The organism is Hymenobacter mellowenesis (assembly GCF_030581005.1).
In the GTDB taxonomy this organism is placed as follows: Bacteria; Bacteroidota; Bacteroidia; order Cytophagales; family Hymenobacteraceae; genus Hymenobacter; species Hymenobacter mellowenesis.
Genome location: NZ_JAUQSX010000003.1, coordinates 351,771 through 365,570, shown reverse-complemented (window position 1 = coordinate 365,570; position 13,800 = coordinate 351,771). Strand labels below are relative to the sequence as shown.

The 13,800-nt window shown below is 59.6% G+C and carries 12 protein-coding genes; 8 read left to right on the top strand and 4 right to left on the bottom strand.

The window, feature by feature from the left end:
• Positions 1–73: 73 nt before the first annotated feature.
• The 4 genes from Q5H92_RS07755 to Q5H92_RS07740 all read right to left on the bottom strand — a co-directional run bounded on the left by Q5H92_RS07755 (position 74) and on the right by Q5H92_RS07740 (position 4,413).
• A complete protein-coding gene (locus tag Q5H92_RS07755; protein ID WP_305010936.1) occupies positions 74–1,084 on the bottom strand; it encodes a GntR family transcriptional regulator in 1,011 nt (336 codons plus the stop codon).
• Positions 1,085–1,240: 156 nt separating this feature from the next.
• Complete coding sequence (locus Q5H92_RS07750; RefSeq protein WP_305010935.1) at positions 1,241–2,167, bottom strand: ROK family protein; 927 nt, start codon at positions 2,165–2,167, stop codon at positions 1,241–1,243.
• Positions 2,168–2,667: 500 nt separating this feature from the next.
• Positions 2,668–2,955, bottom strand: coding sequence for a helix-turn-helix domain-containing protein (locus Q5H92_RS07745; protein ID WP_305010934.1), 288 nt, complete (start codon positions 2,953–2,955; stop codon positions 2,668–2,670).
• Between the two features lie 258 nt (positions 2,956–3,213).
• Complete coding sequence (locus Q5H92_RS07740; protein ID WP_305010933.1) at positions 3,214–4,413, bottom strand: site-specific integrase; 1,200 nt, start codon at positions 4,411–4,413, stop codon at positions 3,214–3,216.
• A 263-nt stretch (positions 4,414–4,676) separates the two neighbouring features.
• Here Q5H92_RS07740 and Q5H92_RS07735 point away from each other — a divergent pair, with 263 nt between their 5' ends.
• The 8 genes from Q5H92_RS07735 (at position 4,677) to Q5H92_RS07700 (ending at position 13,741) form a co-directional block, all read left to right on the top strand.
• Entirely contained in the window at positions 4,677–4,955 is a 279-nt protein-coding gene (locus Q5H92_RS07735; protein ID WP_305010932.1) for a hypothetical protein, read from the top strand.
• A 58-nt stretch (positions 4,956–5,013) separates the two neighbouring features.
• Complete coding sequence (locus Q5H92_RS07730; protein WP_305010931.1) at positions 5,014–5,685, top strand: porin family protein; 672 nt, start codon at positions 5,014–5,016, stop codon at positions 5,683–5,685.
• 436 nt (positions 5,686–6,121) lie between these two features.
• On the top strand, positions 6,122–6,985 hold the full coding sequence (locus Q5H92_RS07725) for an SDR family oxidoreductase (RefSeq protein ID WP_305010930.1): 864 nt from the start codon (positions 6,122–6,124) through the stop codon (positions 6,983–6,985).
• Between the two features lie 90 nt (positions 6,986–7,075).
• On the top strand, positions 7,076–7,972 hold the full coding sequence (locus Q5H92_RS07720; protein WP_305010929.1) for a helix-turn-helix domain-containing protein: 897 nt from the start codon (positions 7,076–7,078) through the stop codon (positions 7,970–7,972).
• 61 nt (positions 7,973–8,033) lie between these two features.
• Complete coding sequence (locus Q5H92_RS07715; protein WP_305010928.1) at positions 8,034–10,838, top strand: glycoside hydrolase family 2 TIM barrel-domain containing protein; 2,805 nt, start codon at positions 8,034–8,036, stop codon at positions 10,836–10,838.
• Positions 10,839–11,107: 269 nt separating this feature from the next.
• Positions 11,108–12,457 carry a glycoside hydrolase family 88/105 protein gene (locus Q5H92_RS07710; protein WP_305010927.1) on the top strand — a complete coding sequence of 450 codons (1,350 nt, stop codon included), beginning with the start codon at positions 11,108–11,110 and terminating at the stop codon, positions 12,455–12,457.
• A 24-nt stretch (positions 12,458–12,481) separates the two neighbouring features.
• Complete coding sequence (locus Q5H92_RS07705; protein WP_305010926.1) at positions 12,482–13,030, top strand: hypothetical protein; 549 nt, start codon at positions 12,482–12,484, stop codon at positions 13,028–13,030.
• A gap of 27 nt (positions 13,031–13,057) precedes the next feature.
• Positions 13,058–13,741 (top strand): SGNH/GDSL hydrolase family protein, encoded by a 684-nt coding sequence (locus Q5H92_RS07700; RefSeq protein WP_305010925.1) that lies wholly within the window; start codon positions 13,058–13,060, stop codon positions 13,739–13,741.
• Positions 13,742–13,800: the final 59 nt, after the last annotated feature.

Below are 13,800 nucleotides of genomic sequence, written 5' to 3'. Positions count from 1 at the left end.
ATTCATTGCCGAAGCACGGGCAAAGCTAGACGGTGTCCCCTCCCCTGCCTTTCTGAACTCTACTGATGGCCAGCTAAAGCGAGTGGCGCCGAATGGTCGAGAAGGGGTTTTTAATTTTGCCGTGGTGCTTTTCCAGCAGCATGGTGCCGGCTGAGCGGCCCATCTCCGTGAACTCGGTGGTGATGACCGTCAAATCCAGCAAGTCCTTGAGCGGGGTTTCGTTGAAGGCCAGCAGGCCGATGTTGCGGCTGAGCAAGAAGCCCAGCTGCCGGATGCGTCGCATGAGCCCCACCAGGTCGGTTTCGCGGATGACGACGTAGCAGGTGCCGGCTTCGATTACCTCTTCGCTGGCGTCTTCGCGGATGTAAAATTCCTTGTCTTTTAACAGGCAGTAGGAGCGGAAACCCCGCGCCATCTCCTGGGGGTAGTTGTTGTCGGAGGGCAGGATGAGCACCAGGCGGGGGTACTTGTCCAACAGGTCGCTCAGGCCGTGCAGGGCCTGATAGATGTCCTGCTCGAAGTCCTGGAACACGCGCAGGCAGTCGTGCTTCAGCTCGGGCACGTCCTTGTCGAGCAGCACCAGTTCCTCTTCGGGAATGAGGTTGAGCGTCGCCAGAAAATCAGCCTTGTCGGTGCTGAGGGCAAAGTGAGGCATTACCACGTAATAGTTGTACTTGCCCAGGTTCTTCTCCACAATCTCCCGAAACAGCTTCGCGTCGTAGTGATAGAGCTGCAGTTCCACTGACGCCTTGCCTTCCAGCGACTCCACGAAGGCGTTGTAAATCTCCTTCTTATAAGAGCTCAGCTTGTTGAACAAGAGCAGAATCTTAATCTTGGCCGAGTCCTGCGAGTTGATGTAGTAGCCCTTGCCCTGCACCGAAGTGATGAACCCCCGCTCGCGGAGCTCCCGGTAAGCCCGCTCCACGGTGTCGCGGGCGATGTAGTACTGCTCGCTCAGCTCGCTGATGCTCGGCAGCTGGTTGCCGTTTTTGAGCACGCCCCGCTCAATGTCGCTGATGATGGACTGAACAATCTGCTTGACCTTTGGAACCCGGTCGGCAGCATTAAACTGGAGGTTATACATGGGTGGGATGGCAACGGCAAAGGCAAGAACCCGAACAAGCGCGGCAGCAGGGCTCCGGGCTGCGGCCCAGCAAGGCGCTGGGCGCGTTCAAAGTTCAGCGGTGGGAATGCGAATTTGCCGAATTCTACCGCAGAAACCACGTTACCCCCGCCCGCTTCACGCTAGCAGCAGGGCCGCCCCATAGGCCACGGCGAGGTCGCCGAGCTTGGCCTGCACCACCGGCGTTTCGAAATGGTGGTCGATGACGTAGGAGGCAATTACGTGAGGGCCATCGGTATAGAGGCGGTTGATGGTGCTGGTCTGGCCACCGATTACTATCACGTCGGGGTCGAGCACGTTCACCAGGATGCTCAGGGCATGCCCGAAAAAATTGGTGAGGCGCTGCAGGGTGGCCCGGGCTGCCGAGTCGCCGGCTTCGGCCCGGTCTTCGATTTCGGCCAAGGGGCGCGGCGTGCCACATATCTCCTTGTAGAACCGCTCCAGCGCCGGCACCGACAAGATACTCTCAATGCAGCCACGCTTGCCGCAGAAGCAGGGGTGCGGCTCGGCCGGGTTGAGGTAGATGTGGCCCCACTCGCCGGTGATGCCGTTGTTGCCGCGCACGATTTGCCCATTCACTACCAGTCCGCCGCCAATGCCCCGGTCCATGAGGATGCCGAACACAATCTTGGCGTCCGGAAACCGCTCGGCCACGACGCCCAGCCGGGTTTCGCCCAGCGTGAGGCAATTGGCGTCGTTGCCCACGGTGGTTTGCACACCCAGTCGGGCCGCCAAATCAGCGGCCAGCGGCTGGCCTTCCAAGCAAGCGATATTCGTATTTTTGAGCAGGCCCGTGCGTGTTACCAGCGTGCCGGGCGTGGCCAGCCCCAAACGGGCGGGCTGGTAGCCGGCGGCGGCCTGCATCTCGTTCAGCAGGGTTTTCACCCGTTCCAGCACGTGCTCGTAGCCCAGGTCCGACTCGGTCGGGATTTGCAGGCTGAAGAGTGTTTCTGGTTCCCGGGCCGATTTCAGGATGACCCCTTCAATCGTGTTGTTGCCGAGGTTGCAGCCCCACAGGTTTTCGTTGCTATTGAAAGTACTCATCGTCCTCAAAGGTCAGCACAAGCGCCGATACTGGTGCATATAGCCTGACGAATCGACGGCGTTATGACCGCGGGGCTCCCGGGTTAACAGGGGGTTCCTTCTGAGCACTGCCCAGCGTCGGCCTAATGACGAGACGAGTACCAGGCTACCTCAGCGAAGGTGTCCCACCACACTTGCCTCTTGCCTTGGTACTCGTCCGTCGAAAGCATAAACCCACGATGCAAAAAAAGGCGCCGCGTATCCACTCGCCCTCCTGAACCGTCCTGATGCTTTCTTTTTCAGTGCTCTTTATTATGAGAAAGAAGATTCTCACCGGCAACCGGCCGTTGTAGCACCGGTTGAATTTGGATGAGTGGGTTCTCTAATTCGCCCTAACGAACACACGCAGGCCCGGTTGGTTGAGAACCTCGAATCTTGATTTGGAACGACGTCTTGTGCGACTCTGACTCCGGTTAGGCCAGTTGGGCATCAATTCACTTCATACGTGCACACTACTTTCACTACGCTGCTGCTTTGAAGGGTTTCTGGTAATGCCGTTGGAGCAAGGAGTCGAGCTCCTCTGGAGTGTAGTAGATTTTGTTTCCGAGTTTGCTGAACCCCAGCAAACCGTCGTCACGCAAGTTCTGCATTGTGCGTGAACTGACGTCGAGCAACCCCATTGCGGCTTTATTGGTCACCCAGTTGAAATTGGGCTTGTTGCGCTCCTCCTGCATGAGGTTGAGCATGTAGTTGAACTTGTCGTGAAGGAACTGATTGAAGAGGTCTTCTTGGAGAACTATGTTGCTCATGCGAATTGTGATGTAAGGGTGATTACACCACAAAAATGCGCGCCAGAACGCCTGAATCAAAACTATCAAAATCAACTAATTGAACTTTTTTAATAATCAACCGCCCACCCTCCCGAGTTAGCTATATAGTGCGTGGTCGGGCTCGTGAAAATTCTTCGATTTTTTTTTCGTGTTGGCAGAATGTTTCGTCATCTTCAGCCGAAGCGAGTATCTCAGGCGAGGGAAACGTCTTCGAAACACCGGCGGCGCCCACACTCTTTAGTCGAACACGTCCATCGCTTGGTCTAGCTTTCCGTTCACGATTTTTGCGTAAATCTGGGTGGTCTTGATGGAATTGTGACCCAACAATTTGGACACCGATTCCATGTCCATTCCCTTGGTCAGGGCACGGGTGGCAAAGGTATGCCGCGAGCTGTGGAAGCTGATATGCTTGCTGATGCCGGCACGCTCGGCAATAATCTTTAGGTTTTTGTTGATGTGGGCGTTGGCCGCCGACAACCCCTTCTGCAGCACCCAGGGGTCGGAGTAGTCTTTACCGGGGCGCATGAACTCAAACACGAAATTCGAGGGCTTGCTCGTCTCCTTGCGGTAGAGTTGCAAAATAGCCAGCGGGCGGGTCCGCAACTTCACCGACACAATGTCATTGGTCTTCTGCGTGGTGAAAGTGATGTGCGTCCCGGAGAAATTGCCCCACTTGAGTTGCAGCAGGTCAGAGATGCGCGGGCCACCCGCGTCAGCAGCAAAAACGAACAAATTGCGGTGGTGCCACTGCTTGCTCCCCTCCTTCAAGGGCAACATCCAAATGGCGTCCAGTTCCTCCTCCGTCAGGTGGGCCTTCGTAGTTTTCTCCGTTTCCAATCCAAATTTCAGAAAGGGGTTGCGCTCGGGAGAAACCAGGTCCTCCCGAATGGCATCATAGATGAGCTTACGGAAGATTTTCAGGTCGGAATGAATGGTGTTGATGCTGTTGCCCAAGTCATCCCGCAGGTGCGCTTCATACTGCTTCAAGAAGGCGACCGTCAGGTCATCGAATAACAAGTCGCGTTTGCCAAGGTATGCTTCGAGCTTGTTGTAGACGGAGCGAGCTTTCCGCAGGGTGTTCACCTTCGCCGCTTTCTCCAGCTTGGCCAAATGCTTCGCGTAGTACTTCAGGAAGCTCTCCGACGACTCGCCTTTGATGACCTTTTTGAGTTTTTCGGAGGAATGAGACTTCGTTTCCTTCTTGAGCACGGTATCCATCGCCTCCGCCTTGCGCTGGAGCAGGTAATTGTTCACGCGCTTCTTGTTCGGGTACGAGCCAGTAACCTGACACAGGACGACATCCCAATCTTGAGGTTTGACACGTAGCTCAAGCGAGATGTAAGTCGTCTGGCGCTCCTTGGTGATGCGCAGGTACACGGGCGCTTCACCGGCTTTGTTCATTTTGTCCTCTCGAAGGACGATTTTCACGGTCGCCATATGGATGGGGTTTTACTCCGCAAAAATACGCATATTCGGCAAGGGGTAAAACAATGGGTAAAACATTTACTGCGTTCAAGTGCTAAAACATGCGCTAACCTGCTTAATGCACAAAGTCGAAAATGTGGCCCAAAACACTATCCAAAGAGCATTTGAGCGCATTAGCCCGCAGCTGACTCCAACACGAACACAATTATCGGTGTCCCCTACGGACTACAAGAAAGGCCCTCACAGCAATGTGAGGGCCTTTTTCTTTATGCCCTGTGGCAATTTATCGAATAGCGAATCCGGTGCGCACCTGCTGCCTCTCCCCCACCGATTTGCTCGTACCTGAGTGCTACCGGGCCAACGAGTTCCTGCGCGTGGTGCAGCAGCTGGCCGGCATCCAGCGCCTGAAGCTCACCACCAAGATTGGGTACAAACCCTTCGTCACCCTCAAGCTCTACCAGACCGAGGAGGTCTTCAACCACTACGTGGGCATCGACGAGTTGCGGCTGCTGGAGGAATTCATGCGCAAGTCCACCCGGCGGTGGGCGGTATAGGCGGGTGCAATTTTGGTCGTTCCTTGCCGTTGCTCCTGCCTTCATTTCCATTTAGTTCATGCGCCACCTTCTCCTCGCCCTCTCCGGCCTGCTACTGACAGGCACCGCCCACGCCCAGTTCATCGGCCTGCAAGCCGGGGCCCTTTACGGCACGTTAGCCACTCCGGCCAATACCAGTTCCCGCCATACGGCCGCCACTGGACGCGTGGGCTACCACGTAGAGGCCTTTTACGAGTTTCCCCTCACCGCCCATCTTTCGCTGGTGCCCGGCCTGGCGTTCAGCCACCAAAGCACGAACCTCGTCACCGGTAATCCCAACCCGGCCGAGGCCCCCTTTGAGGCCGTTTACCAGCTCACCTTCAACCAATCCAGTCTGCCCATCCTGTTGCGGGCCACCCGGGACCGTTTTTACGTGGAAGCCGGTCCGCAGCTTGGCGTACTGCTCAACACCAACGAGCGGGGCACCCTCACCTACCTCGGCTACGGTCCCACCACGCTGCAATTTGCCCTCGACAACCCTTCGTTCACCGATTACCAGCGCCTGCAGGCGGGCGTTTGCCTCGGGGCCGGGGTGAAGCTACCCGCGGGTTTTGGCCTCGACCTCCGCGCCTACGCGGGCCTAACCAAGCTGAAGGAGCAATACGAGCCGGGCATTTATTCCTACGGCAGCGACATCCGCAGCCGCACGGTGCAGGCCTCGCTCACCTACCAACGGCCCATCAAACGCTAGCCCGGTTCGCTCGGCAAGGTGTGGCAGAATTTGCGGCAGTTTTTCCGTTTTTCAGGGCCAGCCCATACCACGCCTTGCGGGCCGAAACCAGCCTGCGGCCCAATCAGGCCATATCGAGGAGTTTCCTCTAGCCTGGCGAGCATCCGTTTAGTCCCCTAAGTACTACAAGAAAGCCGCCTCGTAAGGGCGGATATTTCTTTGTACATCAGCTAGTTGCCGAGCTTGTCCGGTTTCTTGTGTCGCTAGACTCTGGCGGGATTTGCAATGGCTATTTGCCATTTGGGGCGTCGTTTCCAGCGTTTGGCGATTGGTGTGAGTGGGCACATCGGTTTGATTTGTGCACAAAGCGGTTTGATTGGTATTGGGGTGCCCTGACGGCGTGAGGGACCTTTGCATTACTTCTCGTTTAGAAGTAATCAATCCACTTATAACGACTATGGCGCACCAACAAACGTGGCTCATTACCGGCGCAGGCCGGAGCTTGGGCCTTTACATTGCCAAGGCCGCGCTGGCGGCAGGCCACGCCGTGGTGGCCACCGGCCGCAACCCCGAAAAAGTAGCTCAGGCGCTGGGCCTCGCCGACAACCTGTTGGTGGTGAAGCTGGACATTACCAGTGCGGCCGATGCCGGAGCCGCCGTGCAGGCGGCCGTGGACCGGTTTGGCCGCCTCGATGTGCTGGTGAACAATGCCGCTAATTTTTACGCCGGTTTCTTCGAGGAACTGAGCATGGAGCAAATGCAGCAGCAAATGGCCACCAGCCTGCTCGGGCCCATGCAAGTGACGCGGGCGGTGCTGCCCGTGCTGCGCCGACAGCGCGCCGGCAAGGTCGTCACCATTTCGTCGACGGCGGGTTTGGTGGGCTTTGAGTTTGGGGCCGCCTACGCCGCGTCGAAGTTTGCCCTCGAAGGCTGGATGCAGTCCTTGCAGGCCGAGGTAGCGCCGTTCGGCCTTGAAACCTTGGTGGTTAATCCCGGCTTTTTCCGTACCGAGCTGCTCACCGAAGAGTCCACCAATTTCGCCAACCAGCCCATTGCCGACTACGATGGGCGCCGCGAAGCGCAAATGGAATTCTGGAAAGGCTACAACGGTCAGCAGGCAGGCGACCCAGCCAAGCTGGCGCAGGCGCTGCTCACCATCGTCGGCCAATTGCCGATGCCGCGCCGATTCATGGCCGGCGCCGATGCTGTGGAAACCGCCGAACAGGTGGCCGCTGCGCTGCAGCAGCAAACCGCAGCCTACCGGGAACTATCGTCGGCGCTGGCTTTTGATGAGCTCAGCGCTGCCACTCCGGCCGGGTAACTTATTCCCTGACTAAATGGGCTGGATTGGATTTAAAACCTCCGCACTGAAATTCCGCTTTTCAAGAAAAATGTCCTGCCACGCACTGTTATGACCAATACTTCGGCTCCTGCTTCGCGTCCGGAAATCTGGCCGCTGGCCTCGCCTGCTGGCGGCGAAATTACCGTGCTGACCATGCAGGAAGCCAGTTGCGGCATGGGGCACTACGACCGGCGCGACGTTTTCAAGTGCGTGCTGGTGCGGCAAGGGGCCAATGAGCTGCATTACGCCACCCGCAGCTACGCCATCGACCGGCCCGCGCTAGTATTCACCAACCGCCTGGTACCGTTTTCGTGGGAGCCGGTAGGAGGCGCCGGCGAGCAGGAAGGCTACATCTGTGCCTTCACGGAGCCTTTTCTGCACTCGGCCATGCGCGGCGTTAGCCTGAAGGACTCGGTGCTCTATCGCGTCGATGGCAACCCGGTGTATTACCTCGATGAGGAGCAGCTGCGCTACCTGAGTGAGGTATTTGCACGCATGCGGCGGGATTTCGATTCCGACTACGAGCACCGCGACGACTTGCTGCGCAACCAGCTGTCGCTGGTGGTGCACGAGGCCGCGCGGCTACAGCCGGCCCGCTCCTACCCGGCGGTGGCCACCAATGCGGCTGAACGGGTCACTAACCTGTTTATGAGCCTGCTGGACATTCAGTTTCCGGTGACGCGGCAGTACCACGAGCCCCTGCTGAAAAACGCGCAGGATTTTGCCGACCGGCTGGCCCTGCACGTCAACAGCCTGAACCGGGCGGTGAAGGAAGTGACGGGCCGGCCCACCACGGCTCACATCGCCGAGCGCCTCACCACCGAAGCCAAATTGCTGCTGCACCACACCGACTGGCCCGTGGCCGACATCGCCGACCGCCTCGGCTTCGAGTACGCCACTTATTTCCACCGGTTTTTCAAGCTGCACACCGGCACCACGCCCTTGGCGTTTCGGCAGGCCGCGTAGCAAGGCCCTCCGAGACTGAGGCTGGGCGGCTGCTGAGCTTGCATGCCGTATTGTTGCCGCTATGATGAAGATTATAGCCAAAACAGACACCATTGGTAGCGACGCGCCACTTCGCGTTTCGGCGTTGAACAACGATGTTCAAGCGACACCGGCGCCGAGACGCGAGGTGTCGCGTCTCTACCTTGTTCTGGCCTTCCTATTGCTGGCCGTGCCGGCCACGGCTCAGCGCCTTACCCAATCCATTAATTCCAACTGGCTTTTTCGGAAAGACGAAGCGGGCCTGACGGCCGCGCAGGCGTCGGCCACGGCGGCGGGCTGGGAGCGAATATCCCTACCTCACACCTGGAATGCCGCCGATGTGCTCGACGACGAGCCCGGCTACTACCGCGGCGTGGGCTGGTACCGCAAGGCGCTGGCCGTGCCCGCCGACTGGCAGCGGCGGCGCGTGTTTCTGCGGTTTGAGGGAGCCAACCAAGAGGCCGAGGTGTATGTGAACGGGCAGCTGGCCGGGCGGCACGCGGGCGGCTACGCAGCTTTCAGCTTTCCGATTAGCCAGTGGCTGAAATTCAGCGGCAACGAGCCGGCTACGGCCGAAATCTTGGTGAAGCTGACCAACCGCTACAACCCGGATATTCCGCCGCTCACGGCCGACTTTACGTTCTACGGCGGCATCTACCGCGACGTGTATCTGGTAGCAGCCGAGCCGGTGCATTTCGACCTTGACAACTACGCCTCGGCAGGCGTTTTCGTGAGCACACCGGCCGTATCGGTCGAGGCAGCGGACGTGGTGGTGACGGGCGCGCTGGTTAACGAATCCGCTACCAACCGCAAACTAACTGTGATTTCGCAGCTGCTTGACCGCGCCGGCCTTGCCGTGGCCCGGCAGCAAACCAGCCTAACCTTGAAGCCCGGGCAGAAGCAGGCGTTTCGGCAGGCGCTGCCGAAACTGGCCCGGCCCCACCTGTGGACGCCCGACGACCCGTACCTGTACCGCGTGGTGACGGCGGTGCGGGAAGGCAAAACCGGCGCGCCGCTCGATGAGGTGAGCAGCCCCGTGGGGCTGCGCTGGTTCCGGTTCGATGCGAACGAAGGGTTCTTTCTGAACGGACAGCATCTCAAGCTCATCGGCACCAATCGCCACCAGGATTTCCCCGGCCTGGGCAACGCGCTGCCTGATGCGCTGGCTGAGCGCGACGTGTTGCTGCTCAAGCAAATGGGCGGCAATTTCCTCCGCGTGTCGCACTACCCGCAGGACCCGGCCGTGCTGGCCGCCTGCGACCGGCTGGGCATTCTGGCCTCGGTGGAAATCCCCGTCGTGAACGCCATTACCGATTCGCCCGCCTTCTTCCAAAATTGCCTGACGATGCAAACAGAGATGATACGGCAGGGCTACAACCACCCCAGCGTCATCATCTGGGCCTACATGAACGAGGTGCTGCTGCGCCTGCCCACCGGCCTGAAGCGTGACAACGACGCCGGCCGTGCCTACCTGGGCCGTGTGCGGGCGCTGGCCCAGCGGCTCGACAGCCTCAGCCGGCGCGAAGACCCGGGCCGCGCCACCATGCTGGTCTGCCACGGCGATTTTGGGCTCTACCAGCAGGCGGGACTGCTCACCATTCCACAGGTGCTGGGCTGGAATTTGTATGCGGGCTGGTATTCGGGCGACTTCTCGGGCTTTCCGGCCTTCCTCGACCGTCATCATAAAGAACTGCCCAGCCAGCCGCTGCTGGTTACGGAGTACGGCGCCGACTCCGACGAGCGGCTCCACGCCTTGCAGCCCCGGCGCTTCGACAAAACCACGGAGTACGCCAACCGTTACCACGAATTTTACCTGCGCGCCATGCTGGAACGGGCCTTCGTGGCCGGCAGCGCAGTCTGGAACCTGGCCGAATTCAACTCCGAAACCCGGCAGGAAGCCGTGCCCCACGTCAACAACAAAAGCCTGCTGACGGGCGACCGTCGGCCCAAGGACGCCTACCTGTTATACCAGGCCCACCTGCTCAAAACGCCGTTCCTACGCATCGGCTCCCGCGCCTGGACCTTGCGGGCCGGCCCGGCCGCCGGGCCCGATTCGCTCTTTTGCCGCCAGCCGGTGGACGTGTACACCAACCAGCCCGCCGTGCGCCTGCTGCTCAACGGCCGCGACCTGGGCACCCGGCCTGCCGCGTTCGGCGTGGCGCGCTTCTCGGTGCCCTTCGGCCCGGGCCCGAACCAACTGCGCGCCCAGGCCGCCGGCCAGCCCATCGAGGATTTGGCCGACATCGAATTCCAGTTAATTCCGACTAATCTGAGTTCCGCCCAGCTGCCCTTCACCGAACTGAACGTGAGCCTCGGCGATGAGCGGTTCTTCACTGATGAAAAACTGCATCAGGTGTGGGTGCCCGAGCAGGAATACCGCCCCGGCGGCTGGGGCTACGTGGGCGGCCACCCCTACAAAATGGCCGGCGACCGCCTGCCCTACGGCTCTGACCGCAACATTCTCGGCACCGACTACGACGCCGTGTACGAAACCCAACGCTTGGGCCTGAACCAGTTTCGCCTTGATGTGCCCGACGGCGACTACGAAATAACTCTGCACTTTGCCGAGCTGGAAACCGCCCCGCCAGCCGAGCAACTGGCCTACAACCTAGCCGGCAGCGGCAGCACGCCAGCAGCCCCGACGGCACAGACCCGCGATTTCACAGTCTCGGTGAACGGGCTGGCCGTGTTGCCGAATCCGAGCAGCGTGGCGGCCCTGCTGCCGCTGCAGGCCGTGAGCTACAAGGTGCCGGTTTCGGTGCGCGACGGGCAGGGCATTGTCATTGATTTTAAGGCCCGAATGGGCGAAGCGTTTCTTAATGGCATTCAGGTGAAGAAGGTTTTTTAGAGGGAATGGGTAACCTGCGAGAATGGCTGTCGTGCCGCCTGAAAACTTTAGGCCCAGCGTGGCGCCTCACCCCCGACCCCTCTCCCGAAGGAGAAGGGAGCCACGGCAGGACTGGGTTATAGGCTTTCGTCGGTTATTGGCTGGCTCTCCTCTCCTTCGGGAGAGGGGTCGGGGGTGAGGCGCCACGTCAGAAAGAAGCAGGACAGCGCAGGAGAATCCGCCCTTACCCGGCTTATACCTTGGCTCAATCATCGCCATTCCCATCCTGCATGCGCTTCCTGACCAAAACCCACCTCCCGGCCCTGCTCCTGCTGCTGGCCGCCGCGCCCGCCCACGCCCAGGTAAAAACCAACGACACCACCACCCCGCTGCACCTGCTCAAGCCCGACTACCCCGTGCCCTACGGCCAGACCAAAGCCGAAGACGTGAAGCAGGTGCTCGACCGCGTGTACGCCTACCTCAACGCCGCCACGCCCGCCGAGCTGGTCGATAAAAAGACCAACGCGGCCATCACCGACCGCCGCAAATTCAACCCCGACGCCATTATCAAGCCCGGCGACTTCCGCCTCAGCAGCTACGAGTGGGGCGTGACCTACGCCGGCATGCTGCGCGCCTCCGAAACCACCGGCGACCCCAAATTCGCCGCCTACACCCGCAGCCGCCTCACCTTTCTGGGCGAGCTGGTGCCCTATTTCCAGGCCTACCAAACCCAGCACCCCGAGGCGGCCACGCCGGTGCGCTCGGTGCTGCAGCCCCACGCGCTGGACGATGCCGGCGCCATCTGCGCGGCCATGATAAAAACCCAGCGCCTCGACCCCAAAGCCAACCTGCGGCCGATGATTGACAACTTCGTCAACTACATCATGACCAAGGAATTCCGCCTGCCCGATGGCACCCTGGCCCGCAACCGCCCCCAGCCCAACACCCTCTGGCTCGACGACCTGTTTATGAGCATCCCGGCCCTGGCCCAGATGGGCAAGCTCACCGGCGAGGCCCGCTACTACGACGAGGCCGTGAAGCAAATCACGCAGTTTGCCCCGCGCATGTTCGACCGGCAAAAGGGCCTCTACCTGCACGGCTGGGTGCAGGGCATGGCCGAGCACCCCGAGTTCCACTGGGCCCGCGCCAACGGCTGGGCCATCCTCACCAAAGTCGAGTTACTCGACGTGCTGCCCGCCGACCACCCCGGCCGCCCGGCCGTGCTGGAGCTGCTCCGCGCCCACGCCCGCGGCTTGGCCGCCCAGCAAAGCGGCTCCGGCTTCTGGCACCAGCTCCTCGACCGCCCCGACAGCTACCTCGAAACCTCGGCCACGGCCATCTACGCCTACGCCATTGCCCACGCCGTGAACCAGGGTTGGCTCGATGCCCAGGCCTACGGCCCCATGGCCCTGCTGGCCTGGAACGCCGTGAGCACCAAAGTCAACGCCCAGGGCCAGGTAGAAGGCACCTGCGTGGGCACCGGCATGGGCTTCGACCCCGCCTTCTACTACTACCGCCCCGTGAACGTGTACGCCGCCCACGGCTACGGCCCCGTGCTGCTGGCCGGCGCCGAAATCACCCAACTGCTCAAGCAGCACCCGTATGGCATCAACGACAGCTCCGTGCAGATTGTGAAGTAGGCCTTCCAGCTAAATTGTGGCTATATGAGACTAGCTAACCAACTGTACTTCTTTCTCACGCCTAATGAACTTGTGTCGGTGATTCAATCCTTCGAATCAAATTATACTGTTTCGTACTACGAAGCAGGTATGTTTCCTTCACCTGACAATCCGATGATTCCCTCTCTCCTAGAAGTAAAATCACTTGGCTACCTCACTATTGGAGACTGGAATCATTCGCCCGATTATTTACTAGCAGCGCCTAGTGATGAAATTATTGTTCGGAAAATCACGCTAAGGAAAGGGGGCTACTCATATTCTGTGGACCAGTATGAGAATCCAGCCATGGCAGTTTTCAAGCCTAGCGGCTTATTGACACCAGGTATCTTGATTGCTGGTTCTTTGCAGATTGGTACCCGAAGCTCGTACTCCGGCCTCCTGTTTCAAGGGTTAACTAAAATCATCAAGAAGCACACCCGACGCATAGGTACGTTTTACGTTGGCTCAGATGCAGAAGAGAAATTGAAGCTCGGTTGGCGGCTGGTTACCAGTGCATCTTCTCCAAAAGAATACGACTTGGCATTGGAAGATTAATTACTCTCAAAGCCAGCACCTCCCCACATGAAAAAGCTTCTCCTGTTTCTGCTGCTCCTGCCGGCCCTGCTGCCCGCGCAAACCCCGGTGGTGTCGGACAAGCCCCTCAACATCTTTACCCTGGGCGACAGCAACGGCACGTTTCCCCAGAGCTGGCCCAAGCAGCTGGAGCTGGCCCTGCCCCAGGCGCAGGTCTTCAATATCAGCAAATCGGGCCGCACCATCGGGTTCGTGAACAACGGCGACAGCACCTTGAATTCGCTGCTGGTTATCGACGAAAACCTGCGCAAAGCGGCCGAGTTTACCAAGGACCGGCTGTTCGACTTCGTGGTGCTGGAGTTGGGCACCAACGACGCCAAAGCCGTTTTTGCCGACCGCCAAAAAGAAGTCCCAGCGAACCTAGAAACCCTCGTCAAGAAGATTAAAACCTGCCCCTACCCCGCCATTCGCCAGGCCCGGATTATCATCATCTCCCCGCCGCCCTACGGCACAAAAGCCGAAGCCCTGCCCAAATACCAGGGCGGCAACGAGCGAGTCCGCGCCATGAGCACGGCCTTTCAAAAGGTGGCGAAACGCACCCACTCCCTCTTCGTGAACGGCTATCAAACGCCGGGCCTGGACATCAACACCATGACTGCTGACGGCTTGCATCTCGATGCCGCTGGCTCCCGGCTGTTGGTGGCGCCCGTGCTGGCTATTATGGCACGCTAGCTATTTCACCGCTTGTTATTACCGCCTTGTGCCATAGGCCGAAAGAATGCACGGTTGTG